At 58.9% G+C, this 26,369-nt stretch carries 21 protein-coding genes; 9 read left to right on the top strand and 12 right to left on the bottom strand.

Annotation, left to right across the window (positions count from 1 at the left end; all coding sequences use genetic code 11):
• Nucleotides 1-250 precede the first annotated feature (250 nt).
• The 3 genes from AAAX35_RS02560 (at nt 251) to AAAX35_RS02550 (ending at nt 5,073) form a co-directional block, all read left to right on the top strand.
• A complete protein-coding gene (locus tag AAAX35_RS02560) occupies nt 251-1,123 on the top strand; it encodes a class I SAM-dependent methyltransferase (RefSeq protein ID WP_349074551.1) in 873 nt (290 codons plus the stop codon).
• 119 nt (nt 1,124-1,242) lie between these two features.
• On the top strand, nt 1,243-2,082 hold the full coding sequence (locus AAAX35_RS02555; protein WP_349116647.1) for a methyltransferase domain-containing protein: 840 nt from the start codon (nt 1,243-1,245) through the stop codon (nt 2,080-2,082).
• A gap of 309 nt (nt 2,083-2,391) precedes the next feature.
• Complete coding sequence (locus AAAX35_RS02550; protein WP_349116646.1) at nt 2,392-5,073, top strand: DUF3516 domain-containing protein; 2,682 nt, start codon at nt 2,392-2,394, stop codon at nt 5,071-5,073.
• A 79-nt stretch (nt 5,074-5,152) separates the two neighbouring features.
• On the opposite strand, the gene AAAX35_RS02545 is transcribed toward AAAX35_RS02550, so the two are convergent.
• The 6 genes from AAAX35_RS02545 to AAAX35_RS02520 form a co-directional block, all read right to left on the bottom strand.
• Complete coding sequence (locus AAAX35_RS02545) at nt 5,153-6,910, bottom strand: DUF2130 domain-containing protein (protein ID WP_349116645.1); 1,758 nt, start codon at nt 6,908-6,910, stop codon at nt 5,153-5,155.
• A 150-nt stretch (nt 6,911-7,060) separates the two neighbouring features.
• On the bottom strand, nt 7,061-7,621 hold the full coding sequence (locus AAAX35_RS02540; protein WP_349116644.1) for a metallophosphoesterase: 561 nt from the start codon (nt 7,619-7,621) through the stop codon (nt 7,061-7,063).
• Nucleotides 7,622-7,672: 51 nt separating this feature from the next.
• Nucleotides 7,673-7,852, bottom strand: a complete 180-nt coding sequence (locus tag AAAX35_RS02535; protein WP_349116643.1) for a hypothetical protein — start codon at nt 7,850-7,852, stop codon at nt 7,673-7,675.
• A gap of 18 nt (nt 7,853-7,870) precedes the next feature.
• A complete protein-coding gene (locus AAAX35_RS02530) occupies nt 7,871-8,197 on the bottom strand; it encodes an HIRAN domain-containing protein (RefSeq protein ID WP_117655201.1) in 327 nt (108 codons plus the stop codon).
• Nucleotides 8,198-8,622: 425 nt separating this feature from the next.
• Nucleotides 8,623-10,002 (bottom strand): aldehyde dehydrogenase, encoded by a 1,380-nt coding sequence (locus tag AAAX35_RS02525; RefSeq protein ID WP_349116642.1) that lies wholly within the window; start codon nt 10,000-10,002, stop codon nt 8,623-8,625.
• A gap of 9 nt (nt 10,003-10,011) precedes the next feature.
• Entirely contained in the window at nt 10,012-11,232 is a 1,221-nt protein-coding gene (locus AAAX35_RS02520) for an iron-containing alcohol dehydrogenase (protein WP_349116641.1), read from the bottom strand.
• A 253-nt stretch (nt 11,233-11,485) separates the two neighbouring features.
• On the opposite strand from AAAX35_RS02520, the gene AAAX35_RS02515 reads away from it, so the two are divergent.
• On the top strand, nt 11,486-12,049 hold the full coding sequence (locus AAAX35_RS02515) for a ferritin family protein (RefSeq protein WP_070097113.1): 564 nt from the start codon (nt 11,486-11,488) through the stop codon (nt 12,047-12,049).
• A gap of 242 nt (nt 12,050-12,291) precedes the next feature.
• Here the strand turns inward: AAAX35_RS02515 and AAAX35_RS02510 are convergent, their stop codons facing one another.
• Both AAAX35_RS02510 and AAAX35_RS02505 read right to left on the bottom strand, forming a co-directional pair.
• Nucleotides 12,292-13,173 carry a hypothetical protein gene (locus AAAX35_RS02510; RefSeq protein WP_349116640.1) on the bottom strand — a complete coding sequence of 294 codons (882 nt, stop codon included), beginning with the start codon at nt 13,171-13,173 and terminating at the stop codon, nt 12,292-12,294.
• Between the two features lie 538 nt (nt 13,174-13,711).
• Nucleotides 13,712-15,151: a PLP-dependent aminotransferase family protein gene (locus AAAX35_RS02505; protein WP_349116639.1), complete on the bottom strand. Its 1,440-nt coding sequence runs from the start codon at nt 15,149-15,151 to the stop codon at nt 13,712-13,714.
• A gap of 145 nt (nt 15,152-15,296) precedes the next feature.
• Between AAAX35_RS02505 and pdxS the strand changes: the two genes are divergently transcribed.
• Together pdxS and pdxT are read left to right on the top strand one after the other, a co-directional pair.
• Nucleotides 15,297-16,187 (top strand): pyridoxal 5'-phosphate synthase lyase subunit PdxS, encoded by an 891-nt coding sequence (pdxS, locus tag AAAX35_RS02500; RefSeq protein ID WP_161115323.1) that lies wholly within the window; start codon nt 15,297-15,299, stop codon nt 16,185-16,187.
• A 20-nt stretch (nt 16,188-16,207) separates the two neighbouring features.
• Nucleotides 16,208-16,795 (top strand): pyridoxal 5'-phosphate synthase glutaminase subunit PdxT, encoded by a 588-nt coding sequence (pdxT, locus tag AAAX35_RS02495; protein WP_349116638.1) that lies wholly within the window; start codon nt 16,208-16,210, stop codon nt 16,793-16,795.
• A 399-nt stretch (nt 16,796-17,194) separates the two neighbouring features.
• Here pdxT and AAAX35_RS02490 read toward each other — a convergent pair whose 3' ends face one another.
• The gene (locus tag AAAX35_RS02490; protein ID WP_349116637.1) at nt 17,195-18,097 is read right to left on the bottom strand and encodes a hypothetical protein; all 903 of its coding nucleotides are present in this window, start codon (nt 18,095-18,097) and stop codon (nt 17,195-17,197) included.
• Between the two features lie 152 nt (nt 18,098-18,249).
• A complete protein-coding gene (locus AAAX35_RS02485; protein ID WP_349116636.1) occupies nt 18,250-19,665 on the bottom strand; it encodes an MFS transporter in 1,416 nt (471 codons plus the stop codon).
• Nucleotides 19,666-19,870: 205 nt separating this feature from the next.
• On the opposite strand from AAAX35_RS02485, the gene AAAX35_RS02480 reads away from it, so the two are divergent.
• Nucleotides 19,871-20,281: a peptide deformylase gene (locus AAAX35_RS02480; RefSeq protein WP_349116635.1), complete on the top strand. Its 411-nt coding sequence runs from the start codon at nt 19,871-19,873 to the stop codon at nt 20,279-20,281.
• Between the two features lie 75 nt (nt 20,282-20,356).
• On the opposite strand, the gene AAAX35_RS02475 is transcribed toward AAAX35_RS02480, so the two are convergent.
• Nucleotides 20,357-21,838, bottom strand: a complete 1,482-nt coding sequence (locus AAAX35_RS02475; protein ID WP_349116672.1) for an aminotransferase class I/II-fold pyridoxal phosphate-dependent enzyme — start codon at nt 21,836-21,838, stop codon at nt 20,357-20,359.
• A 201-nt stretch (nt 21,839-22,039) separates the two neighbouring features.
• Complete coding sequence (locus tag AAAX35_RS02470; protein WP_349116633.1) at nt 22,040-22,897, bottom strand: LysR family transcriptional regulator; 858 nt, start codon at nt 22,895-22,897, stop codon at nt 22,040-22,042.
• A 118-nt stretch (nt 22,898-23,015) separates the two neighbouring features.
• On the opposite strand from AAAX35_RS02470, the gene AAAX35_RS02465 reads away from it, so the two are divergent.
• On the top strand, nt 23,016-23,927 hold the full coding sequence (locus tag AAAX35_RS02465) for a DMT family transporter (protein ID WP_349116632.1): 912 nt from the start codon (nt 23,016-23,018) through the stop codon (nt 23,925-23,927).
• 138 nt (nt 23,928-24,065) lie between these two features.
• Nucleotides 24,066-26,315, top strand: a complete 2,250-nt coding sequence (locus AAAX35_RS02460; RefSeq protein WP_349116631.1) for a KUP/HAK/KT family potassium transporter — start codon at nt 24,066-24,068, stop codon at nt 26,313-26,315.
• The last annotated feature ends 54 nt before the right edge of the window (nt 26,316-26,369 follow it).

Raw genomic sequence — 26,369 nt, 5'->3', positions numbered from 1 at the left:
GCCGGCCGTGCCGCCGGACCGTTTTTGTTCTTAAGGCGCCTTGCACAGTTAAAAATCTATCCGCCACCGCCAAGAGCATGCCACCTATTCTAGTGAGATTTTTGACAACCGGCGGTTGCGGGTGCATATGAGCTGCGGAAATGTGTCCAAACAAAGCAATGACACCTAGCTCGGTTGTCCCCGTTGCGGCGTTAACGGTAGTATGGTCGTACTGTTTATTTCGCACCGCCAACGGAGGGAGTTCCGCGCCGTGAACCGCGATTTCGCCTCATCGCTCATCCAGCTCAACAACACGTTCTATCGCGAGCACTCCGCCTCCTTTTCCGATACGCGCCAGGCCCCGTGGCCCGGCTGGGTACGCACCATGGATATCGCGCTCGAGCAGCTCGACGTCGCCACGATCGAGCATCCCGTCCGCGTCTTCGACCTTGCCTGCGGCAATATGCGATTCGAGAACTTTGCCGCCGGCGGCGCACTTGCCGCCAAGGGCGTCGACGGTGCAAATCCTTCGGCAGATGCCAGCTGCCCGTTTGAGTTCTATGGCGTCGACTCGTGCCAAGACCTGGCCATCGATGCACATGGTCACGCCCTGCGCATTCCCAACCTGCACTTCCAGGAACTCGACGCGCTCGATGCCCTTATGAAGCTCAACCCCGCCGAGACACCCGACGTGCTTTTCGACGCCCCGCTCGCCGACATCTCGGTCTGCTTTGGATTTATGCACCACGTGCCGTCGTGCGAGTACCGCGTACGCGTGCTCGACGCTCTGGTGCGCCAGACGCGCCCAGGCGGCATCATCGCCATCAGCTTTTGGGAGTTTATGAACGACGAGCGCATGGCGCGCAAGGCCGTTCGCGCCGAGGCCCGCGCCGAGCTCACCCCGCCGTTTGAGGGTTACGATTCCGCGCAGTTTGAAGCCGGTGACCACCTCATTGGCTGGCAAAACGACCGCCACGCCTACCGCTATTGTCATCACTTTGACGATCAGCAGATCACCGACCTGGTGCGCGGCGTCCGTACGTTCTACAAGAGCGGCGAGGTCCCCGTGCGCGAGCTCGAGCGCTTCCATGCCGACGGTCGCAGCGGCGATCTCAACCGCTATGTGATCCTCAAGCGCCTGTAGGCATCGGCGACTCGCCGTCGAGCCGCACCGCGTCTTTCGGGCATAGTATGCCCACCCCTTTTTCAACCCATTGATGGAACGCGCAGCTATGCGTTCCATACTTATGACCAAGGAGCCTCATGGGAGCCGTCCACGTTCGCACGCCTAAGAACTTTGTGCTCGAGGAGCGCCTGGAGCGCTACGCCGATGCGATTGAGACGAACCCCGAGGCCTATGCCGGAGATTGGCGCGAGGCTTGCGCGCCAGTTGGCAGCGTCTCGTTCACCCGCCTTCATCTGGATCTGGGCTGCGGCAAAGGCACCTATCTGGTTGAGCGCGCTCGCCGCGAGCCCGACACCCTCTTTATCGGTATGGACCAAGAGCCCATCTGCATCGCCTATGCCGCACAGAAAATCTGCGAGCATGAACTGACCAACGCACTCGTTCTGCCTCGAGGCGCCGCATCGCTACCGCAGCTATTTGCCACAGGCGAGCTCGATGCCATCACCATCAACTTTCCCACGCCGCAGCCCAAGGCCAGGTACGCCAAAAAGCGCCTCGTCCATGTCGACCATCTGATGCTCTATCGCCCGCTCTTTGCAGCCGGCGCCACCGTAACGCTGCGAACCGACAGCAAACCGTTGCGCGATTACGCCCTGGGACAGTTTGCCGCAGCCGGCTACGATACGCTTTGGGTAAGTGACGACGTCCGCCGCGACCATCCCGAGCATCCCGAGACCGAATATGAATGCCGCACGCGCGAGATGGGCGCCGCCGTCTATGGCATTTGCGCTACGCCCGGCGCGGAACCCATCGAAGAGCAGCTCGCGGCGGGCCGCGCGCAGGAGCAAAGCCTTGCCTGCTACCTGCCCGAAAACCTCGATGAGCTCACCTACGTGCCTCTCGGCATGGAAGAGGCCGTCGAGAACTTCAGAAACCGTGCCCGCAAGGGCAAGAAGCGCCTGCCGCAAGAGTCCTAGGGACTTCTGATGGTCGCAGCGTCAGCAAATAAGCGCGAATAGGCGCCAGCAAACAACCCTCAAACCTAAGTGAGTAGACTTTTTTGCAATAGCCAAGCACAACCCGCATAGCGAAAACTAAAACCGCAGATAGAACCCTTGTGCAAAATCCATGTGCTCGCGACATCGCAAAAAGTCTACTCACTTAGCTGGCAACTGCACCAAACGGCCGGGCAGAACGCCCATTTCCTGCATTTTCTTGCCTGCAAACGCATCGATGCGCCGCTACGCCATAATAGTTGGCGGACAATCGCGAGAGAAAGCAACCACATGGCACAGACCACGACAGATACCGCCGCCAGCACCGTCTCCGGCGCCGGCGCCGCCAGCTCATTCTCGGGCGGCACGGGAACCGAAGCCGAATTCGGCTCGCTCGGCGCGCTCTCCCCCACCTGGTGGGAGCCCGAGGACGGCAGCGAGCCCGAACCGTGGCTCACGCCCGATCAGGCCTTCGAGCGCTTCTTTGAATGGACGAGCGATCGCGGTATTGAGCTGTGGGACCACCAGGAAGAGGCCCTCATGGATCTAGCCGCCGGTGACCATGTCATTTTGGGAACACCGACCGGATCGGGCAAGTCGCTTGTCGCGCTGGGCATGCTCTTTATGGGCATGGCACAGGGCAAGCGCTGCTACTACACGGCTCCTATCAAGGCTCTGGTCAGCGAAAAGTTCTTCGATCTGGTACAGGTACTCGGCCGCGATAACGTTGGCATGATCACCGGCGACACGCATATCAACACCAAGGCTCCCGTCATCTGCTGCACGGCCGAAATCCTTGCCAACGATGCGCTGCGCGAGGGCGAGGATGCCGATGTGGGCTGCGTGGCCATGGACGAGTTCCACTACTTTGCCGACCCCGACCGCGGCTGGGCCTGGCAGGTGCCGCTGCTCACCCTGCCCCACACGCAGTTTATGCTCATGAGCGCCACACTTGGCGATGTCACTGCAATCGCCGCCTCTCTCGAAGAGCACACCGGTGCTACCTGCGACTTGGTCGTCGATGCCCCGCGCCCCGTGCCGCTGAGCTACGACTACGTGACGACCTCGCTCGAGGGCACGGTCGAGCTCGCCATGCGCCGTGGAGAGGCCCCGCTCTATATCGTGCACTTTAGCCAGGACGCCGCCCTTGCGACGGCGCAGTCGCTTGCCAATTTCGGCATCGCCAGCAAAGAGCAGCGCGAAGCCATCAAGGAAGCCGCCAAAGGCACGAGCTTCTCCACGGCTTTCGGCAAGATCCTCAAGCGCTTGCTCGGCTGTGGCGTCGGCGTGCACCACGCCGGTATGCTGCCGCGCTATCGTCTGCTGGTCGAGCGCTTGGCGCAGCAGGGCCTACTGCCCGTCATTTGCGGCACCGACACGCTCGGCGTTGGCATCAACGTACCCATCCATACCGTGGTGCTCACCGCGCTCACCAAGTTCGATGGCTACAAGATGCGTCGCCTGCGCGCCCGTGAGTTCCATCAGATCGCTGGTCGCGCCGGGCGCTCGGGCTTTGACACCGAGGGCATGGTGATCGCCGAGGCCCCGGAGCACGAGATCGAGAACGCAAAGCTCATGGCCAAGGCGGGCGACGACCCCAAGAAGCTCCGTAAAATTAAAAAGAAAAAGGCCCCCGAGGGCTTTGTCACATGGAACAAGCAGACCTTTGAGCGCCTGATCGAGACGCAGCCCGAGACACTCAAGCCACGCCTGCGTATCACGCACTCCATGGTGATTAGCGTGGTCGAGCAGGGCGGCGATGCCCGAGTCCGCGTACACGACCTCATCGAGACGAGTCTGCAGACTCCCGAGGAAAAGGCAAAGCTCGAGGTTCGTGCCGACGAAATCTTCGCCACGCTCATCGATTCCGGCGTCGTCGTTCGCACCGAGGTGCCGCCCGCGCCTGACGCTCCGGCTGACGCCGCACCAGACATCGACTATGCGCTGACGGTCGATCTGCCCGAGGACTTTGCGCTCGACCAGCCGCTCTCGCCGTTTTTGCTTGCCGCGCTGGAGCTGCTCGACCCCGAGAGTGAGACCTATACCATGGATCTGATCTCGATGGTCGAGGCAACGCTCGAGGACCCCAAGCAGGTATTGCGCGCACAGGAGCGCGCCGCGCGCGACCACGCGATGGCCGAAATGAAGGCTGACGGCGTCGATTATGAGGAACGCCTGGAGCGCATCCAGGATGTCACCTACGAAAAGCCGCTCGAGGACTTGCTCGATGCCGCCTTCGACAAGTACTGCCAGGAAGTACCCTGGGCCAACGACTATCAGCTCTCGCCCAAGAGCGTCCTGCGCGATATGTTGGAGAGCGCGAGCGATTTTAAGGGTTACATTCAAAAGCTCGGCATCGCCCGCTCCGAGGGCATTTTGCTGCGCTACCTGGCAGAGGCCTACCGCTCGCTCGACCGCACCGTGCCCATCGAGAAGCGTGACGAGCGCCTACGCGACATTATCTCGTGGCTGGGCTTTGTGGTGCGCTCGGTAGACTCGAGCCTGGTGGACGAGTGGGAGAATGCCGGCAACCCAGCAGCCCTCGACGCCGCGCCGCCGCAGGGCATCGACGAGGTCGTGGCGGACCGTCGCGGCTGCACGCTGTTGGTGCGCAACGCGCTCTTCCGCCGCGTGACCCTTGCCGCCCGCGAGCACATTCGCGACTTGGGCGAGCTCGACGACGACTGGGGCATGAGCGAGATCCGCTGGCAAAAAGCACTCGACGCTTACCACGAGCAGCACGAGGAAATCCTCACCGACGGAGATGCCCGCAGCGCCGCGATGTTTTCCATCGACGAGTCCGACGAGAAGACCGCGCACGTATGGCACGTGCACCAGATCTTTGCCGACGAGGATGGCGACCACGATTTTGGCATCATGGGCGATGTCGATCTGGACGCCACGCAAGACGGCGGCGAGGTCATCTTCAAAAACTACCGCGTCGGCTTTATCGAGGACCTGCTCGAGGACTAGCCGTACATACTGGAACGAAATGAAGTGGGGCCGCTGGCAACATCGCCAGCGGCCCCACTTTTGCACTATATGCTATGCCTTACTCGGCATCCTCGACCTCATATGAATCCGCCTCGGCGGGCTCATCGTTTGTCTCCGTCGCAGCCCCGCGCGCCTCGTCAAACGCCGCCTTCATGGTCTTGTTACCCCAGGTGAGCTTGCGAATGGTAAGATCGTCGGCCTTCTTGTTGGCCAGGCGCAGATTGTTCTCGGAGGACAGCAACGCCTCCTTGGTTTTCTGCAAATGGCTAATCGTCTTGTCGATCTCATCGATCGCCGTTTGAAACTTGCGGCTCGCGATCTCGTAGTTGCGACCGAAATCATTCTTGAACTTTTCCATCTTGGCTTCGAAGTTCGTAACGTCGATATTCTGCTGTTTGTACTCCGCCAGCTCCTGCTTATAGCGAAGCGAACCCATGGCGGCGTTGCGAAGAAGCGTGATCATGGGAATAAAGAACTGCGGACGGATCACGTACATCTTCTCGTAGCGATAGCTCACGTCCACGATGCCGGCATTGTAAAGCTCGCTCTCGGGCTCGAGCAGCGTGCAGAGCACTGCATACTCACAGCCCTTCTGGCGACGATCGTGGTCGAGCTTCTTAAAGAAGTCCTCGTTCTTGTGCTTGGTCGCAGTCTCGTCGTTCTCGTTTTTCATCTCGAACATAATCGAAATGACCTCGTTGCCGCTCGCGTCGCACTCGCGGAAGATAAAGTCGCCCTTGGTGCCCTCGGACGCATCGTTATCTTTCTCAAAGTACGCGTTAGGAAACGCCGTCATGCGTAGGCGGTTAAACTCGGTCTCGCAGTGCTGCTCGAGCGACTCGCCCACCATCTTGGTGGACAGGCGGATCTTCATTTCCTTAAGGCGCTCAATCTCTTCGTCCTTGTAGCGGATCAACTCGTCGCTCACGCGCTTGGCCTGCGCGAGCTCAAGCTCGTGGGCTGCCTTGGCCTGTTCCTCACGCGAATCGCGCACCGCCAGCTCACTCGTCAGCTTGGCACGTGCCTCATCGCGCTCTCGCTCCGCCGCGGCGACCGCCTCCGATAGGTTCATTTTGGCCGTCAGCTCCTGCTCGCGCAGCTGGGCACGCAGGCCCTCGGCCTCTTGCTCGGACTGAGCCTTTGCGGCGGAAAACTTCTCTTGCACCTTCGCGCGATAGTCAGCAAGCGCGCGCTCGGCCTCGCTGCGAGCGGCATCGAGCTCACGCTGCGACTCTGCCGCGGCAGCGGCAAGCGCCATCTCCTGGGCCTTGTCCGCCGCGGCAAGCCTGGCCTGCAGCTCGGCAATCTGAGCGTCGCGTGCAGCTAAATCGTTTTGAGCAGCGTTGCGCGCCGCCGACTCGGCAAGCTTTGCTTCGTCATCTTTGCGCCCAAGCTGCGCACGCAGGCTATCAATCTCACGCTGGAGTTCGGCATTCTCTTTTTGAGCATTGGCTCGTGCCTCAACCGCCGCGCGCTGGCTTGCACTCTCGCGCTCTGCGGCAGCGCCCTCGAGCTTAGCGCGCAGCTCGGCAAGCTCAGCATCGCGCTTGGCAACCTCTTGCGCCAGTTTCTGATCCGCAGTGTTCTTCTGCTCGACAAGCTGAGCATTGCGCTGAGACTCTGCCTGTTGCAAGGCAGCCGTCGAACGCGAGCGCTCAAGCTCCAGCGCCTGCTCACCCTCACGCTGGACTGCCTTCACACGCTCATCCAGGTCGCGCGAGAACTCGGCATCGCGCACCTGCTTGACGATATCCGCATAGCCGGATGCATCGACCTTAAAAACTTCGCCGCAATGCGGGCACTTGATCTCGTTCATAGCAGCTCCTCGATGGACGCAAATATCAACCGGCTACACTCTACCGCGCCGCGCGGACAAAAAAGGCGCCGCCGCCATAATGGCAACGGCGCCAGAACCACCACAAAGGTGCCTGTCCCCTTTGTGGTGGTTTGTGTGGTGGTTCGAGCATTACAGTCCAAAGAAGCCCAGGATTTGATCCCGACTTACGGGCTTGTACTTGTTGGCATCGAGACCGACATCGTAACGAAAGATAGGGCGTTCGCGGTCGCGGTTGCGCACGTTGGTGCGGTCTCCTCTGCTGTGGATATGCCCGTGTAGCATGATGGCGCCACGCGCCTTACCATTCCAGCTGAGCATGGGGTAATGGCTCATCACCAGACGATGGCCCTTGGCATAGCCGGGAGCAATCTCCAGGTAATCGCGCACGTCTTCCCAAATCTGCGGGGTGTCGGGATCTTCCCAGTCGCCGTCATGGTTACCGCGGATGAGCGTCACGTTCTGGCATTCGATACGCTCGCGCAGGCGCACCGCCTCCGCCAGGGGCAAACGATAGGTAAAGTCACCCAGAATATAGAGGCGGTCGTCCGCAGCCACGCACTCATTGATGGCATCGATGACCTTGCGGTTCATCTCCTCGACCGAATCAAACGGCCGATCCATGTCGTGCAAGATATTCGTATCGCCCAGGTGCAGGTCGGCGGTAAACCACATCATCGTCTGTGTCCTCATTTCGCAACGCGTCTAACACGTGCCTAGTATACAGACGCTCTGGCGCGTCGGTTAGCCAAAGAGCCCGCCGAACAGTCCGTGGCGGCGCTTGTCTTGCTTTTTCGAAGCGTCACCCTGAGTTTTCTTGTCCTGCCGTTTCCTACGGCCCTGCTCCAACTCATCGTCATCGAGTAGCATATCCCACCCAAACGGATCGTCTGTCAGATCGAACAGGTCATCGTCATCAAACATGGCAGTCTCCCATACCGATTAGCGAGCATCCACCACATAGAGCCCAACGCGCACCTGATGCCACGGGCTGCGCTCGGGAGCAACCTGTTGCACGCGGGCCTCAAATACGTCCTCGTGGCCGTAATACATCATCAAGGACAGCGGGCCGACCTCGTTTCCCGGAACATAGCCAAGCTTGGTGTTGCCGTAATAGATCGCAACCGCCTCAGGGTCATGGGGATTATCGCGCTCGGCACACAGCGTCAGCTTATCGCCCGCTTTAAGATCGCCCAGGACCAAGGCGCCATCGGCATACTGAAATCCTGCAATGTGAAATGACAGAAGAACACGTGAAGGCTCGTACATAGCAGCTCCTCTAACAGCCGGATAAACCGGTGTGTAACCTTATTGAGAAGTCTACGGTCCCGTGCGGACACAAATACATCCTGCCTGCGTCCTTCAATCGTTTGCCTCAACGCTTGCGCGACAGAACGCTTGCAGATAAGATAGGAACACGGATGGCACCCGTTGCCGCGGGTCTTGCCAACTCCGATACACGTTTTCATCGTGAGAAGTGGCCGTCTTCGCTTACGCGGGGGCGGCTATTTCATTCGGCCGATAAACAGACCGAGTTCGATAGCCGCAATCAACAACGCCAATAACGAAATAACATCGCTTACGTTCATACCAAATCCCTTCTAAAGGGAGTTGGCCCATCCGTGCTCCATAACAGTAGTCTAACGCAAAATGCAGGTAATAGGAACACTTGTTCGTATTACCTGCGCCCTTTTCTAATGCACAAACATGCGCACGAACTTGTGCTTCCAGCTTGCGTAGGGCGCATACCGAAACGGCACGTCCAGCCAAGTTGCCTTGTTCACGATACTCTTCTTGTGGCTAAACGTATCGAAGCTCTCGCGTCCATGGTACTGCCCCATACCGCTCGCGCCCATGCCGCCAAAGCCCATATGGCTCGTAGCCAAGTGCATGATCGTGTCGTTGACACAGCCACCGCCAAAGGGCACGTAACGCACGAAGCGCTGCTGAACTGCGCGATCCTGACTAAAGATATACAGGGCCAGCGGCGTCGGACGATCCGTAATAAACGCTTCGGCCTCGTCTAGGCTCTCAAACGTCAGCACCGGCAAGATGGGACCGAAGATCTCCTCCTGCATCACGGCGTCATCGGGGGTCACGACGTCCAAAATTGTCGGCTCGATCTTCAGCGAAGTCTCCCGCGCGGTGCCTCCAAGCACGACCTTATCGGGATCGATCAGCCCGCGCACGCGCGCAAAATGCTTGGCGTTGACGATATGCCCGTAATCCTCGTTATCGAGCGGATGCTCACCAAACATACGGCGGACCTCTTCCTTGATGAGGCCCAGCAGCTCGTCGTGCACGCGCGTATCGACCAGCAGGTAGTCGGGCGCCACGCAGGTCTGCCCCACGTTGAGCCATTTGCCAAAGGCGATACGCCGTGCCGCGACCTTCAAGTTTGCCGTCGCATCCACGATGCAGGGGCTCTTGCCGCCCAGCTCAAGCGTCACGGGCGTGAGGTTTTTACTCGCGCGCTCCATAACGAGCTTGCCGACCGAAACGCTACCGGTAAAGAAGATCTTGTCCCAGCACTCATCGAGCAGCGCTTCGTTTTCGGCGCGCCCGCCCTCGACAACCGTCACCAGGCACGGATCAAATGCCTCTTCACAGATTTGCTTGAGCACCGCACTCGATGCCGGAGCATAGGCACTCGGCTTGATGACCACGGTATTGCCCGCGGCAAGGGCGCCGGCGAGCGGCTCGAGTGTTAGCAAAAACGGGTAGTTCCACGGAGCCATGATGAGCGTGACGCCATAGGGCACGGCTTGCGTTTTGCACACACTCACGGCGTTGGCAAGGTCACACGGACGCAGGCGCGGACGACTCCATCGAGCCACGTGAGCGATCTGATGACGAATCTCGGAAAGCGACGTGCCGATCTCGCACATATATGCCTCGTCATGCGACTTTCCCAAATCGGTCTTGAGTGCATGGGCAATATCGGCCTCGTGCGCCCGTACCGCATCGCGTAAACTCACGAGCGCGCGACGTCGGGCATCAACATCAAACGTAGCGTGCGTTTTAAAGTAAGTGCGCTGATCGCCGACGATGCGCGCAATTTCCTCGGTGTTCATGGCACCCTCCTAGTTCTCGTCCTCAAACATATCACCCGCGACGACCTCGTACATACGCTCGAGCTCCAAGCGGTCCATCAAAAGCGGAACGGGGTACAGCGGATTGGCCTCGGCATCGGCATGCGCCGCCATCTCGGGAATGTCGGAGCGGCGAATGCCCGAGACATATTTGGGGATTCCCAGGATCTCGTTCATGCGGTCGACCCAATCGATAAAGGCCTCGGCCGCAAGACTATCCTGCGCGGTAGCCGGCGCAATGCCCGCCATGCGAGCAAGATCGGCAAGCTTGGGGGCGGCGGCGTCACCATAAGCGCGAAGCATGTGCGGCAGGATGATCGCGTTGGCCAAACCGTGCGGAATTCCGTATCGGCCGCCCAGACTGTGCGCGATGGCATGCACATATCCGACATAGGAGCGGGTAAACGCAACGCCCGCCTTATACGCCGCCGAAAGCATATTGCGACGAGCGCGCATGTCGTCACCATGCTCATAGGCCTCGAGCAAATTGTCGTGGATAAGCTGCACCGCCTGTCGCGCCATCTTGCGCGTATAGGGCGTGGTGCTTCGCCCGATAAAGGCCTCAACGGCATGCGTCAGGGCGTCCATGCCCGTCTGCCCCGTAATGGAAGCGGGCAAGCCGCACGTAAACTCGGGGTCGTGGACTGCAAAACGCGGGATGAGCACAAAGTCGTTAATGGGGTATTTGTAGTGCGTCCCGTCATCGGTAATTACCGCCGCAAGCGTGACTTCGCTTCCCGTACCGGCGGTAGTGGGAACGGCGATGAGCAGCGGCAGGCGACGATGAATCCGCAGCAGGCCGCGCATCTTGTTGATGGGCTTGTTTGGCTGCGCAATGCGTGCGCCCACGCCCTTGGCACAGTCCATGGCCGAGCCACCGCCAAAGCCGATAATGGCCTGGCAGGCGCTCTCTCGATACAGGGACGCCGCTTCTTCCACGTTTGAAACCGTGGGGTTTGCACGCGTTTCGGCATAGACCGTAATGCCAATCCCCCTGGATGCGAGCGCCGTCTCGAGCGGTGCCGTGAGCCCCAGACGGGTAATGCCGGGATCCGTCACGATAAGGACCTTCTGGATCGAGCGCTTTTGAAGCACCGCGGGCACATCCTCGGCATGCTCTAAAATGCGCGGCTCGGTATAGGGCAGGATCGGCAATGCAATGCGAAAAACCGTCTGATATGTTCGGCACCAGGCACGACGGGCTAGATGCATAAAGGAAACTCCTTCATTTGTTGATAGGTCAACATTTGCTCGCCCGATTGTACTCAGCGGCGGTCAAAGACGGCCTGCCAATCGTTAATCAATCAACATCTTCATATCTCAAAATTGTTTTATTAAAAATCATTCCTAATAGGCTTCACATTTGGTTGCATTTATGGATAATAGAACTCGTCAAGACGCACGTCCGGAGAGGGCCCTTACGGGACCGGACGAGCGCGCAATCGCCATCGATCGAAAGGATCGAATCATGAAGTTTGTTTGCCCCGTTTGCGGTTATGTGGAAGAGTTCGACGGCGACCAGCTGCCCGAGGATTTTAAGTGCCCCCAGTGCGGCGTTCCCGGTTCTCGTTTCCTGAAGCAGGAGGAGGGCCAGCTCGAGTGGGCCGCCGAGCACGTCGTGGGCGTCGCCAAGATGGAGGGTGTCTCTGAGGACATCGTTGCCGACCTGCGCGCCAACTTTGAGGGCGAGTGCTCTGAGGTCGGTATGTACCTGGCCATGGCTCGCGTCGCTCATCGCGAGGGCTATCCCGAGATCGGCCTGTACTGGGAAAAGGCTGCCCACGAGGAGGCCGAGCATGCCGCCAAGTTCGCCGAGCTCCTGGGCGAGGTCGTGACCGACTCCACCAAGAAGAACCTCGAGATGCGCGTTGAGGCCGAGAACGGCGCCACCGCCGGCAAGACCGATCTTGCCAAGCGTGCCAAGGCCGCCGGCCTCGATGCCATCCACGACACCGTGCACGAGATGGCTCGCGACGAGGCCCGCCACGGCAAGGCTTTCGCCGGCCTGCTCAAGCGCTACTTTGGCTAAGCCAACCGCCTGAGACATAACCTCAAGCTCGATGAGGCCCGGACCGTATTGGTTCGGGCCTTTTTCGTGCCTCACGAACTTGTTAACGCCCTGAAATAGGACCGCCTTCGGCATCGGCTTCTCGTCAAAAACTAAGTGAGTAGACTTTTTGGAACTTGCCGAGCACACCACCCATATTGCTTTATAAAGCCGCAGGTAAATGACTTGTTGCAAAACGGCCTGGTCGCCAAAGTGCCAAAAGTCTACTCACTTAGAACCGCAGCCGTCCACGATCGAGCCATTTTGTGTCTAGCGGGCATCTTTCCGTCGATTACTCCCAATTTTGTCCAGTCAATGAATAGTTCAGACCGGAGTAATGCCTCAGCCCTTTGCTCATCCGAGCTTTTATCACGATATTCAGCATCGAGCATCCTGCATACGGCCTTAACGATCGCGCGGAATCTATCCTCATCCGATATCTGTCTGTGTGTAAGGAGAAGCACATCGTAGCCCATGGCCTGAAGGGCCGTCATGCGGTCAGCGTCACGCAAGCCATCCCCTGCGCGTCCGTGCGAGGCCTTTCCCTGACATTCAATGGCCACCTGTCGCCTACCGTCCGGCGAAGAAAGAAGTAGGTCGATATATACACGGGACTTTCCCACAATCGCTCGAGCACTTGTGCTTAGTATCACTTCAACATTAAGCTCTATGCCACAAAAACCTTCGCCTCCCAGGGACCGCGGCAGTGCAAGCAACAAATTCGCCTCGACCTCAAAAGGCGATGCGGCACCCAATGGAACGAGTTGCGACACCTCCCTAAATCTATTGCCGTAACGTATCCCGCAAACATCTGAACAAAAACGGTGAAGGTCTCCGCCCAAAACCAAAGCGTCTCGACGCCATAAATTTGAGTCGGTGCCGTCCTCGGACGGACAGCGCACCCAACCGAACGTTGTCGAAATCGCGCCCGAATCAATTGCACGCGAAAGCTCCGCCTCAAGTGCCGCCGGCAGGGCACACACCGCAAACAAGCCACACATCTCCGCCAATACCAAAAGAAGCTGAAGATCCGTCAGATGCCGCAACATGATGAATGCCGTCAGTAGAGGAGACGTAATCAAAAACCCATGCTCCGTTTCCAGCACGGATTCCCTGGGAAGCTCACCAAGGAACAGCCGCTGCCTAATGCTGGCAGGACAAGTCCGTTTGTTTCTCGTCCGAACCAATGTATACAACGGAAAACCGAGCGCGACCGCAGCCGTCGGGTTGCGGGCGAGATCATATCGCTGCCGGTCTTCTTCCGGTCGTGGAAGCGGCGGACACAAAGCGCGGACTTGAGGAGGCAAACGCCAGTACCTAAAAGCCGATATGTCACAAAGTAGATCCTTCATAGGCACAGGAGAACACGAATTTCAACCCAGTCAGTCACGCATTGGCGCGAACGCACCAAAAATGGCGCCGAACGGACTGCCAAGTTTTCAACAGCCCTCCCCAACTGGCCAAAAGCTTGTCGAGAGCTGGACGAAGCCCTGTTGAAAACCCCATTTTTTTCTCATGCAGAAGCTTTACGCGGCAAGTGAGTAGACTTTTTCGAACTTGCCGCGCAGGCCAGTCATCCTGCTTCTCAAAACCACAGGTAGATAGCTTGTTTCAAAACGACCCGGTCGCCAAAGCGCCAAAAGTCTACTCACTTAGATTGCAGAGCGCCCCCATTAGCTGCAATTCCAAGGTATTAAGCACTTCCGGACTCAGGTCGTCATACTGGACAAGAATTTGAGTTGAGTTTTCAGGGACAGATGCGCCATCGGCACACCAATAACAGTCACTGATATCGATAAACGGAATACCCGAGCGCGTGAGAGCCCGCGCAAAAGAGCTTCCGCCCGTTCCGCGCTCCGCAACCACAGTGCAGTAAAGACCCGCGTCTGCATGCTCGATCGAGACTTCCCCTGCCGGAAACGCCTTCCGCACAAGCGCCGCCAGGCCATCGCGCGCCTCGCGAGCGCGCACGCGCACGCGGTTCACATGTCGCTCGTAATCACCCGATTCCAGTAAACGCGCCAAAGCAACCTGGTCAACAGAGCTCACCGACGAGGCGTAAAAACCAAGGTTGCGCCTAAACCGCTCCATTAGTTCATCGGGCAACACCATGTACGCTAGACGCAACGCCGATGACAGGCTCTTCGAAAACGTGTTGGTGTAAATAACCGACTGGGCGGCATCGATCGATGCGAGCGCGGGAATCGGCTTGCCGGCAAGGCGAAACTCACAATCAAAATCATCTTCGATGAGATATCGACCCGGCCGTTCGGCGGCCCAGCTCAGCAGCGCATAGCGACGCGCAATGCTCGTCACAAGACCGGTGGGATACTGATGCGACGGCATAAGGTGAAGGATATCGGTCCCAGTTTTCTGCAGAGCGCTCAGGTCCACGCCGTCATCATCCAACAGGATATGTCGAACTTTGCAACCCATAGCCTGATAGATGCGCGTCAGACGCAAATAGCCCGGATCCTCAACCGCATACACCTTGTCCGCGCCAAGCAGCTGAACCAACATGGTATCGAGCAGCTGGGCGCCCGCACCGATAACAATGTTGTCGGGGTCGACATTCATACCCCTCGTCCCGCGCAGATGATGAGCAATTGCGCATCGTAGCCGAACGGTGCCCTGTACCGGTGCGGGCGAAAAGATCTCGCGCTCGTCTTCGGATGCCAGCGTCGCCCGCAGTGCGCTTTGCCAAAGCCGCGCCGCCTCCAAAGCGGAAGGAGAAAGTGCGTCGAATTGCTCGACCCGCCCGCGGACATCATGCGCGCTGGGGTCCACAGAGACGGCATCTCGGTCGATGCCCTCCGAAGCCAAAGGCAAAACCGGTGCATCCGGAAGCTTGCAAGCGTAGTAGCCACGCCGCGGCTTTGAGCAAATATAGCCCTCGGCAAGTAGCTGGCTATATGCATTCTCGATAGTAATGACACTGATTCCCAGATGACTGGCAAAGGCGCGCTTAGACGGCAAATGCTCCCCCGCCACAATGCGTCCAGCTACGATATCATCTCGAATTTGCTGGTAAACATACTCATAGAGCGATGCTTCGCCGCGTTTTTCCAAATTGTAGTCAAGCATGAGTTTGCCACCTGATCTTATCGAGCTGTTCAATCTGGTATTAGTCTGACCTTATTATTATCTCGAAAACTGAGTATTTCGCCATACCCAGCTCCCAGATAGGATGTTCCGTCAAGCAATGCACATGCCAACCAAGGGAGCAACCATGCCAGAACAGACCAGCAAGGCCGATCGCGTCAAACTCAATCGCGAGCTCGCGCAGATGCTCAAGGGCGGCGTCATCATGGACGTCACCACGCCCGAGCAGGCACGCGTCGCCGAAGAGGCGGGCGCCTGCGCCGTCATGGCACTCGAGCGCATTCCGGCCGACATCCGTGCCGCAGGCGGCGTCTCGCGCATGAGCGACCCCAAGATGATCAAGGGCATCCAGGAGGCCGTCTCCATCCCCGTCATGGCCAAGTGCCGCATCGGTCACATCGTCGAGGCGCAGGTCCTTCAGGCCATCGAGATCGACTACATCGATGAGTCCGAGGTTCTCTCCCCTGCCGATGACGTCTATCACATCGACAAGACCCAGTTTGACGTGCCGTTTGTCTGCGGCGCCCGCGATCTGGGCGAGGCGCTGCGCCGTGTTGCCGAGGGCGCCACGATGATCCGCACCAAGGGCGAGCCGGGCACGGGCGACGTCGTCCAGGCTGTACGCCACATGCGCAAGATCCAAAAGCAGATCCGTGACGTTGTTGCTCTGCGCGACGACGAGCTCTTTGAGGCAGCCAAGCAACTGCAGGTTCCGGTCGAGCTGGTGCGCGAGGTCCATGCCACGGGCAAGCTTCCCGTTGTGAACTTTGCCGCCGGCGGCGTAGCGACCCCTGCCGACGCCGCGCTGATGATGCAACTGGGCGCCGAGGGCGTCTTTGTCGGCTCGGGCATCTTTAAGAGCGGCGACCCCGCCAAGCGCGCCGCCGCCATCGTCAAGGCCGTGGCAAACTTCACCGATGCCAAGCTCATCGCCGAGCTTTCGGAGGACCTGGGCGAGGCCATGGTGGGCATCAACGCCGACGAGATCGAAATCATCATGGAGGAGCGCGGACGCTAGTCCGGCAGAAAGGATCGCACATGAGCGATTATGCAGACCAAACGGTCGCCGTGCTGGCGGTCCAAGGCGCATTTGCCGAGCACGAGGCAAGACTATCCGAGCTGGGCGCGCGCTGTATTGAGCTGAGGCAGGCGGCTGATTTGAAGCCGGACTTTGACCGTCTGGTACTTCCCGGCGGCGAGTCTACCGTTCAAGGGAAGCTGCTTGATGAGTTGGGCATGCTCGAGGAGCTTCGCACCCGCATTGTTGAAGGCATGCCCGTCCTGGGCACCTGCGCCGGCCTGATTCTGCTGGCTCACGACCTTGCCGCCCATGACGATAAGGGCACGCCGCGCCTGGCAACCATGGATGTACTTGTCGAGCGCAATGCCTACGGCAGGCAGCTCGGCAGCTTTCGAACCAAGGGGCAGCTAGCCGGCATCGACGGTGAAGTGCCGCTGACGTTTATCCGCGCGCCCCGCATCGTCGAGGTCCACGGCGATGCCGAGGCCCTGGCCGAAGTCGATGGCCGCATCGTCGCCGCCCGCCAAGACAACCAGCTCGGCGTAACCTTCCACCCCGAACTCGACGAAGACACCCGCCTCCACGAACTGTTCCTACAAATGTAGGCAGAACAGAAACGAGAGTGGATAATCTCCCACTTTGAGCCTGAATGCGAGCCCAAACTGGGAGATTATCCACTCTCATGCTATGTAGTCGTTGGGGACGTTCTTGAATGACTAGTCAAACAAGAACGTCCCCAACGACTAGTCATTTAAGAACGTCCCCAATGACTACAAGGAGTGTCCCAAACTGCCGGCAGAAAAGGAACGTCCCTAACTGCCGCATCCGGAGCAAGACAGCGCCGCAGGTAGAGGACGGACAGCGAGCGGGTCGCATTTGAGGCAAGGTGACGTGAAACGAGAGGGCGCTGACCTTCTGGTCGCGCCCTTGAAGTTGAACGTCAGATTGTCCAAATGCGGCCCGCGCAGCGTCGGCCCGTTACGGCGTTTGGTAAAACGCCGTAACTAAAAACGGTTACCGCGGAAGCCGCCGCCGTTGCGGCCGCCACCGCGACAGCCGCGGTCGTTACCACGGTTGCCGCCGAAGCCGCCACGGTTGCCACCGCGATCGCCATAGCCACCACGGTTGCCGCCAAAGCCGCCGCGACCGCCACGGTCGCCGCCACGGTCACCAAAACCGCCACGGCCGCCACGATCGCCACCGCGACCGCCACGGTCGCCGCCACGGCCACCACGATCGCCAAAGCCGCCGCGACCGCCACGGTCGCCGCCACGGCCACCACGGTCGTCACGGCCGCCGCGAGGACCGCGATCCTCGTCCAGGCCCATGGCGACGAGCGGAGCGATAACCTTATCGAGGGCGGCCATCAGCTCGGTGGCCTCCTCGTAAGAAAGCTCGGGCAGGAGCTTCTCCTTCTTGTTGGCAAGCTCGACCAGGCCCTCAGCGGCATCCTCGGCGGCGAAGACGACGATCTTGCGCATATCGCCCTCGGCGTCGTCGATGCGGCCGACCAGATCGGCAGCCTCGGCCTCGGCCATCAGGCCATCAAGCTCACGGAGGCGCATGCCCAGCAGGTCGGACATTTCCTTCTGCTCCATCTTGGGCTTGAGGTCAAGAAGCTTGATGGCGCGCTCGATGTTCGCCATGCGCTCGGCCTTGGCCTCCTCCTCCTTGGAAATAGCAAAGCGACGGCTACGCAGCAGGCGGGCGGCCTTCTGCATCTTGTCCATCAGCTCCTCGTCATCGTAATCAACGGCGGCCTCGACAACCTCGGCCTCCTCCTCGGCGGAAACCTCGTCAGCAACCTCAACCTCGGCAGCTTCGGTCTCCACGGTCTCGACTGCCTCGACCTCGGCAGCCATGGTCTCGTTCTCGGTCTCGTTCATGATCTCTTCGTTCTCGGACATGAGACTCCTTCTTGGCCCTCTCGGGCATCATCGCCCCATTCGCGGGGCCCGTCGCGCACTCTTTGCGCTTTAAACAATCATGCCTCTCGGCAAAACGTCCATTAGTTTATGGTGTCGCCATCCAATCTAGCTGCAGAATCTATGTGCACACATTAATGCGACATGTGTGACTCGCGACGAGCGTACACCAGCGACGCCACGAACCCGACCACGGCAATTACAGCCGCTACACGCACGGCAGCTGCAAATCCAATCGCCTGGGCAACGTCTGTCGCAGCGCCAGCGGCGCCGGCGGTCGCAGCAGAACTCGAGAGCAGACCGATAAACAGCGACGGGCCAAACGATGCGGCAATCATATTCCACGTGTTAAGCAATGCCGTTCCGTGAGGATGTTCAGCGGCGGGTAGCGTCTCCAAGCCGGCCGTTTGCGAGGGGCTCAGCACCAAACCGACTCCGGCATACACCACAACGGTCAGCGCCACGACGACGCCGATGTTCATGCTTGCCGCCGTCATCGAGATGGCAGTCTGCCCCACGGCAATCAGGGCAAAGCCGACCGGCAGCAGCGGCCATGCGCCACGGGCGTCCATCACGCGTCCGCCCACAATCGAGGTCACGGCGTTGCAGGCAATTGCCGGCAAAATGAGCAGGCCCGCAACAAGTGCGGTCATGCCGTATGCGCCCTCAAAATAGAGCGGCAACAAAACACTCATCGAGAACGTTGTCATCATCGACACCACCACAAGCAGGCACGCAGGCCAAAAACGAACGCTCGCCATGGGACGCACGTTAAGCACCGGATGCTCGAGTTTGAGCTGACGGGCCGCAAACAGGCCGAGCAGCACAATGGCGGCGAAAAGCGCCACAATGCCGGCAATCAGATTGGTCGAGAACTCGCCTACGGAATACACAAATGCCGTAATGTCGGCGGCGAGCAAAACAACCGACAGAATATCAAGCGTGGTGTTCGAACGCTCTCCGACATTCTGAACAAGCTTAACGCCCGCCGCAGCGACCACAATGCCGCCCACCAGCGGCACTACGAACACCGCCCTCCAGCCAAACAACGTGCACATAAGACCGCTGATTACGGGTCCAAACGCCGGCCCTAGCGTAATGCAGGCACCGCCCAGGCTCAGATACAGACCGAGCTTCTCGCGCGGGGCGCAAGACAGCACCACGTTCATCATGAGCGGAAACAAGATGCCCGATCCCGCAGCCTGCAAAATACGACTTGGCAGCAAAACGCTAAACGACGGAGCGATCAGACACAGGACTTCGCCGGCAACCATACATCCGCATGCGAAAAACAACAGCTTGCGCGTCGAGAAACGGCCGGACAGGAAGGCCATGATGGCCGTAAAGATCGACGTCACGATCATGTAGCCCGAGACGAGCCACTGCGCCGTGGTGGCACTCACCGAAAAGGCTGCCATAATGTCGTGCAACGCCACGTTAATGATGTTCTCGTTAAACGCGGCAACAAAGGCTGCAATATACATTACGACGAGAATCGCCGCAGTGGCCGATGGCGCTACTTGAACTTGTTGCTGAGATTTGCTCCCCATGCATTTCCTTCCTCTTGGAACGACAGTCGCATCGCCCCAGAGGAACAGTCCAGGGCGAAAAATGAGCCCTAGACTTACGCCAGACGCCGTACACGACGAGCCTGGCAACATGGTCCAACGTCGAAAGATTGTAACGCGGACGTACAGCTTTCCTTCCGCGCTATTATTAAAAGTCCACGAAAGCATAAGACATGAGGAGCCCGCCATGATTAAGCCCATCATGAAATCCGAGTTCTTTTTGCGCCTGCCTTCCGAAGACGCGGGCCCCGATGACGCCGCGACCGGGCAGGACCTCCTAGATACACTACACGAGCATGAGCACGAGTGCGTGGGCCTTGCCGCCAACATGATTGGCGTGCGCAAACGCATCATCTGCGTAAAGGACGGCAACAGGGCGCTGCTGATGTACAACCCTCAAATTCTTGAGCAGGTCAATTCCTATCAGACGAGCGAAGGATGCCTCTCGCTGGCCGGTGAGCGTCCCTGTACCCGCTATCGCCGCATCAAGGTGGAGTATTTGGACGAGAACTTTGTCCACCGCATCAAAAACTTCTCGGTCTACACCGCCGAGATCATCCAGCACGAAATCGACCACTGCAACGGGATCGTGATCTAGTTCCGCCGATTCAAGAAAGCTCCCTGCAGCAAAACAACTGCAGGGAGCTTTTCATAGTGCGGAACTTCTATCCCACTAGCTCTGGTGGTAATGGTCGAAGAAATCGGCGAGGTCTTCGAGGGACTCTTTGAGTACTTCCATGCGCGGCAGGTACACGATACGGAAGTGGTCGGGCTCAGCCCAGTTGAAGCCGCCGCCGCGCGTAATCAGGATCTTCTTCTCGTGCAGCAGGTCAAGGGCGAATTGCTCGTCATCGGTGATGTTGAACTTCTTCACATCCATCTTGGGGAAGATGTAGAACGCTGCACGCGGCTTAACCACCGAGATGCCGTCAATCTTGTTGAGCGCCTCATACACAAAGTTGCGCTGCTCGTAGACACGGCCGCCGGGACGGATGTAGTCGTTAACGGACTGATGGCCACCGAGTGCCGTCTGAACGATCGACTGAGCCGGCACGTTGGAGCACAGGCGCATGTTCGAGAGCATGTTGACGCCCATGATGAAGTCGCTCATGCAGCGCTGGTTGCCCGAAAGCACCATCCAGCCAATACGATAGCCCGCGATCATGTGCGACTTGGAAAGGCCGCTAAAGGTGACGCAGGGCAGGTCGGGGGCGAGCGAGGCAATCGAGACGTGCTCGTAGCCGTCCATGCACAGGCGGTCGTAGATCTCATCGGCAAAGATCATCAGCTGATGCCTACGTGCAACCTCGACGATGCCCTCGAGCACCTCGCGCGGATAGACAGAACCCGTGGGGTTGTTGGGGTTGATGATGACGAGGGCTTTGGTCGCGCTCGTAATCTTGGACTCCATATCCTCCAGGTCGGGATACCAATCCGCCTGCTCATCGCACAGATAATGTACGGGATGACCGCCAGCAAGGGTTGCGCACGCCGTCCAGAGCGGATAGTCGGGGCTGGGGATCAGAATCTCGTCGCCATTGTCGAGCAGCGCGTTCATCGAAAGCTGAATGAGCTCGGACACGCCGTTGCCCGTGTAGATATGCTCCATCTGAACGTTGGGCAGGCCCTTGATCTGCGAATACTGCATGATCGCCTTGCGCGCGGAGAACAGGCCACGCGAGTTGGAATAGCCTTCGCAGTCGGGCAGCTGCTGGCGCATGTCCTTGATGACCTCATCGGGTGTGCGGAAACCGAAGGGCGCCGGGTTGCCGATATTGAGCTTGAGGATGCGCTCGCCCTCGTCCTCCATACGGGCGGCCTCGTCGACGACGGGACCGCGCACGTCATACAGGACGTTATCGAGCTTGGTGGATTTAGAAAAAGTACGCATGGTGGTGCTCCTTGCAATTTGAGCTGAGGGATGGGGTTCGGGCTTGGAATCGTTGCGGGGTGATGATGCCTCGCCTTGATCGGCGTCGCCGGCAAGCAGCCAGGTAACATCGACCTCCAAAATACGGGCGAGCAGCTCAGCCACATCGCGCCGCGGGATCGTCTTGCCGCTCACATATTGGCTCATCTGACTCTTGCCGAGTTTTTTGCCGAGCATCTCCGATGCGCGGATCACGTCCGACTGGCGAACGTCGCGATCGGACATAGCCTGTCGCAGGCGATCGCTAAACGTCTCTTGGGCCACTAGAACCTCCTTGCTGGCAAAGTTCAATTTATAGAACACGAATTGAACCATGGTTCAATTTAGCAAGCAGTATAACGCGGCACCTCATTCGATAGTTCAATTTCATAAGAAAATGTACCGGACTCCGAGATTTGCCCAAAGCGGACAATAACATGCACGCGTTTAGAGGTATTCAAGGAATCGAGCAGCGGCAAGCGAAACGTCAGCCGTTCGATATATGGCGTTGATCTGCCGATGAGGATGTCCCTCGAGTGGGCGCACGGCAACATCGAACTGACAGCGGCGCAAGATGAGCGCGGGAAGAATGCTCACGCCCAGGCCGTCCTCGACCATAGCCATAATCGCATAGTCATCCCAAGTCGACAGCTTGGAGCACACCGTCAGCCCCGCCCGACGGAACAGCGGCGTAATCTCATCATCGGTGCCGCGTTCTAGCAGAATAAACTGCTCGTTGGCTAAATCGGCAAGAGAGACGACCTCCGCCGTGGCAAGCAAAGAGTCTGTCGGCACTACCGCCATCAACTCGTCGCGCACCAAAGACCGCGATGTCATGCCATTTTCTCGAGGCTCATACGGGATAAAGCCCAGATCGCAGCGGCCCTCTGCCACCCATTGTTCGATCTCTGAATAGTCGCCCATCAGCAACTCATAATCGACGTCCGGGTGATCGGCGCGAAAGCGCGCAATCACCGGCGGCAGCACGTGGGTCGCCACGCTCGAAAACGTACCGATGCAGATCTTGCCACGCATGAGCCCTCGCATCTCGTCCACGCGTCGCTGCAGGCGGCCAAACTCTTCGCATAACGCCTCGACTGCCGGCATGACCTGCCGCCCGTCGGCAGAAAGCACCACGCCCTCGCGGCTGCGATCAAGCACCTTAAAACCCCAGTCTGCCTCAAGGTCGCCCACCATGCGGCTCACGCCCGACTGCGAATAGCTCAGGCGCTCTGCAGCACGCGTAAAGCTGCCGGCACGCACCGTCTCGAGCAGCACTTGCATCTTTTGGATATTGGTCTCCACGGCACGTCCCCACCCTTGCATGAGTTTTTGTCATGTTTTCCATGCATTATATTCGCTTTTCTTCTAAAGCCAGTTCACCCATAGTGAACATGTTCGGATATAGAGGGGATGTCAGCGCATGAACAACGGACTGTTTACGTACTTAGCAGCATTGCTATTGTTTGGCTCCAACGGCATCATCGCCGCCGCCATCGCACTGCCGAGCTCCGATATCGTGCTACTGCGCACGTTTTTGGGCGCCCTCTCGCTTGTCACTATCCTTGCCATCACCCAACGCCATAAACTGCAGGCGCCATCTCGTCCCCGCGAAGCCGCAGCACTCCTTCTCTCGGGAGCCGCGCTGGGCGCCAGCTGGATTTTTCTGTTCCGCGCCTACCAGACGATCGGCGTCGGCGTATCCTCGCTGCTGTACTACTGTGGCCCCATCATTGTCATGGCGCTCTCCCCACTCATCTTTGGTGAAAAACTGACCGGCAGCAAAATCGCCGGGTTTATCGCCGTCGCCTGCGGTGCTTTTCTCATTGCAGCACAAGGTCTAGGCGGCAATATGCCCATTGCGGGTATCGTCTGCGGTATCGCCTCGGCATTTTGCTATGCGCTGATGGTCATCGCTAGCAAGGGTGCGCCGCACATCGAAGGTCTCGAGAACTCCGCGCTCCAGGTGAGCGCCGCTTTTGTGACCGCGCTGGTCCTCACGCTCATCACGCAGGGCGCTCCCTCATTCTTGTCCGCCGGTGTCGCCGCCAGCATTGATTGGCGCGCCGTCGTCATGCTCGGCGTCGTCAACACCGGACTCGGTTGTCTGCTCTACTTTAGTGCCGTCGCCAAACTGCCCGTGCAGACCGTCGCGGTCGTCGGCTACCTCGAGCCGCTTTCGGCCGTCGTGTTCTCGGCCGTCCTTTTGGGCGAAGCCATAACACCGGTCCGCCTGATGGGTGCCGCGCTTATCATCGGCGGCGCGATTTTTTGCGAACTCGCCGGCAAACGTGCAAGCGCCAAGGCTGGCATCGCCCAGACAGCGCGTGCTTAATAGCCCTGCTCTGAAATGCTACCTGCGTATATGAATAATCCCCAGATGAGGATTATTGTCTAAAACACCCCGATGTGCCAAACTGCTCTTATATGTATAAAGATGGCATAAAGGTCTACTGCTCTTGGCAGAGACCGGATGTCTAAGGGAGTCCACGTGGCACACAACAAGCTGGAGGCAAGCCTCCAAGACCAGCATAGTCAGGGCGGGCATGGCGCCATCCCCCTCTCCGCTGGCATGTTGCTCGTAACGCTCGGCGTCGTCTATGGTGACATCGGCACGAGCCCCATGTACACCATGAAATCAATCGTCGCCAACAACGGCGGCATCGGTACCGTCAGCGAGGACATGATCCTGGGCGCGCTTTCGCTCGTCATCTGGACCATGACGCTCGTGACCACGGTCAAGTACGTGGTAATCGCCATGAAGGCCGACAACCACAACGAAGGCGGCATCTTCGCCCTGTTCAGCCTCGTACGCAAGGTGGCACCATGGCTGATTCTGCCCGCCATGATCGGCGGTGCGGCACTGCTTGCCGACGGCATCCTCACCCCCGCCGTCACGGTCACCACAGCCATCGAGGGTCTGCACACCATCGAATGGGGCCATGCGCTTTTGGGTGACGGCCAGACTAACGTCATCATTATTACCATCATCATTATCTGCGGCCTATTTGCCATGCAGCGCGCCGGTACCTCGTCGATCGGTAAGCTCTTCGGCCCGCTCATGACGCTGTGGTTCCTGTTCCTGGCGGGCGCCGGCTTGTTCAACATGCTCGGCAACCTGTCCATCTTGCGCGCGCTCAACCCCATCCGCGGCATTATGTTCCTGTTCTCGCCCATCAACCATTCGGGCATTATGGTGCTCGGCTTTGTCTTCCTGTCGACAACCGGTGCCGAGGCACTCTACTCGGACATGGGCCACGTGGGCAAGGCAAACATCTATGCATCCTGGCCATTTGTTAAGGCGGCCCTTATCCTCAACTATCTGGGTCAGGGAGCTTGGCTACTCGCCAATAACTCCAACCCCCAGATGCTCGCGATGGATATCGTTAACCCGTTCTATATGATGCTTCCCGAGCCCCTGCGCCCCTTTGCCATTGTGCTTTCGGCCGTGGCGGCCATCATCGCCTCGCAGGCGCTCATCACCGGCTCGTTCTCGCTGGTATCCGAGGCAACGCGCCTCAACCTTATGCCGCACCTGCGCATCCACTATCCCAGCGACACCAAGGGTCAGCTCTATATTCCGCTCGTCAACAACATCATGTGGGTCGGCTGCATCTTCATCGTGCTGCTGTTCCAGAACTCCGAGCGCATGGAAAGCGCCTATGGCCTCGCCATCACCGTGACCATGCTCATGACCACCACGCTTTTGACGAGCTATATCATCGGCATCCTCAAGCACAAGCTGGGCGCCTGCATCTTTGCCCTGCTCTTTGGTGCCATTGAGCTGTGCTTCTTCGCTTCGTGCCTCACCATGTTCTTTGACGGCGGCTACGTCATGATCTTCCTGGCCGCACTGCTGTTCGGCCTTATGTATGTGTGGCGTCGCGGCGCCGCCATCGAGCGCACGCAGACGATTCTGCTGCCCGTCTCCAAGTACATCGACCAGCTCAACCGCCTGCGCAATGACGAGACCTACCCCGTGCTCGCCGACAATCTGGTGTTCCTCACCAATAGCCCCGACCCGCTCACGCTCAACCGCGACGTGCTCTATTCCATCTTGGACAAGCATCCCAAGCGCGCCAAGGCATATTGGTTCATCAACGTACACGTTACCGACGAGCCCTATACGCACGAGTATTCCGTTGAGACCTTTGGCACAGACTTCCTGTTCCGCGTGCGCTTGGACCTGGGCTTTAAGGTCAATCAGCGCATCAACGCCTACCTGCGCCAGATCGTTGGCGACCTGATGGCCTCGGGTGAGTTGCCGCCGCAGCACCACACCTACTCCATCTACGAGACGCGCGGCAACGTGGGCGACTTCCGTTTTTGCATGCTGCGCAAGATGCTTGCCCCCGAAACGGACATCAACCGCAATGACCACCGCGTGATGGCCATCAAGTACGCCGTCCGCCGCGCTTGCGGAAGCCCGGCGCGCTGGTACGGTCTCGAGAACTCTGCCATCATCATCGAGTACGTGCCGCTGTTTGCCCGCATGCGCCCGGCCGTTAGGCTCGTGCGCACCCAGGTGCCGCTCGAGGTTCAGATCGAAGAGGCCGAGGAAATGGAAGTCGATATCTTCTCGGACGACTTGGTCAACGGCAACGAGGCCGGCAAGAGCATGAACGTCGATCCCACCGAGCTGCTCGAGAGTGTCGCCGATACGCCTGAACAGCAACAACTCGACGGCCTCGAGAACGAACAACTCAACGACGCCAACTTCTAGCGACGTCATAAATCAACGACAGCGGCCCTGCACCTCACGAGAGACGCAGGGCCG

The organism is Collinsella sp. CLA-ER-H11 (assembly GCF_040092445.1).
In the GTDB taxonomy this organism is placed as follows: Bacteria; Actinomycetota; Coriobacteriia; order Coriobacteriales; family Coriobacteriaceae; genus Collinsella.
This window is presented reverse-complemented; position numbering and strand designations above follow the sequence as displayed.

What these genes read in the sequence shown, in the direction of transcription:
- AAAX35_RS02545 (WP_349116645.1), bottom strand. Translation starts at nt 6,910, where the DNA reads ATGAACGAGATCAAGTGCCCGCATTGCGGCGAAGTTTTTAAGGTCGAT.
- AAAX35_RS02520 (WP_349116641.1), bottom strand. Translation starts at nt 11,232, where the DNA reads ATGCATCTAGCCCGTCGTGCCTGGTGCCGAACATATCAGACGGTTTTT.
- AAAX35_RS02530 (WP_117655201.1), bottom strand. Translation starts at nt 8,197, where the DNA reads ATGTACGAGCCTTCACGTGTTCTTCTGTCATTTCACATTGCAGGATTT.
- pdxT (WP_349116638.1), top strand. Translation starts at nt 16,208, where the DNA reads ATGAGCGATTATGCAGACCAAACGGTCGCCGTGCTGGCGGTCCAAGGC.
- AAAX35_RS02485 (WP_349116636.1), bottom strand. Translation starts at nt 19,665, where the DNA reads ATGGGGAGCAAATCTCAGCAACAAGTTCAAGTAGCGCCATCGGCCACT.
- pdxS (WP_161115323.1), top strand. Translation starts at nt 15,297, where the DNA reads ATGCCAGAACAGACCAGCAAGGCCGATCGCGTCAAACTCAATCGCGAG.
- AAAX35_RS02535 (WP_349116643.1), bottom strand. Translation starts at nt 7,852, where the DNA reads ATGTTTGATGACGATGACCTGTTCGATCTGACAGACGATCCGTTTGGG.
- AAAX35_RS02490 (WP_349116637.1), bottom strand. Translation starts at nt 18,097, where the DNA reads ATGTCCGAGAACGAAGAGATCATGAACGAGACCGAGAACGAGACCATG.
- AAAX35_RS02555 (WP_349116647.1), top strand. Translation starts at nt 1,243, where the DNA reads ATGGGAGCCGTCCACGTTCGCACGCCTAAGAACTTTGTGCTCGAGGAG.
- AAAX35_RS02465 (WP_349116632.1), top strand. Translation starts at nt 23,016, where the DNA reads ATGAACAACGGACTGTTTACGTACTTAGCAGCATTGCTATTGTTTGGC.
- AAAX35_RS02460 (WP_349116631.1), top strand. Translation starts at nt 24,066, where the DNA reads ATGTCTAAGGGAGTCCACGTGGCACACAACAAGCTGGAGGCAAGCCTC.
- AAAX35_RS02550 (WP_349116646.1), top strand. Translation starts at nt 2,392, where the DNA reads ATGGCACAGACCACGACAGATACCGCCGCCAGCACCGTCTCCGGCGCC.
- AAAX35_RS02475 (WP_349116672.1), bottom strand. Translation starts at nt 21,838, where the DNA reads ATGTCCGATCGCGACGTTCGCCAGTCGGACGTGATCCGCGCATCGGAG.
- AAAX35_RS02480 (WP_349116635.1), top strand. Translation starts at nt 19,871, where the DNA reads ATGATTAAGCCCATCATGAAATCCGAGTTCTTTTTGCGCCTGCCTTCC.
- AAAX35_RS02540 (WP_349116644.1), bottom strand. Translation starts at nt 7,621, where the DNA reads ATGAGGACACAGACGATGATGTGGTTTACCGCCGACCTGCACCTGGGC.
- AAAX35_RS02505 (WP_349116639.1), bottom strand. Translation starts at nt 15,151, where the DNA reads ATGCTTGACTACAATTTGGAAAAACGCGGCGAAGCATCGCTCTATGAG.
- AAAX35_RS02525 (WP_349116642.1), bottom strand. Translation starts at nt 10,002, where the DNA reads ATGAACACCGAGGAAATTGCGCGCATCGTCGGCGATCAGCGCACTTAC.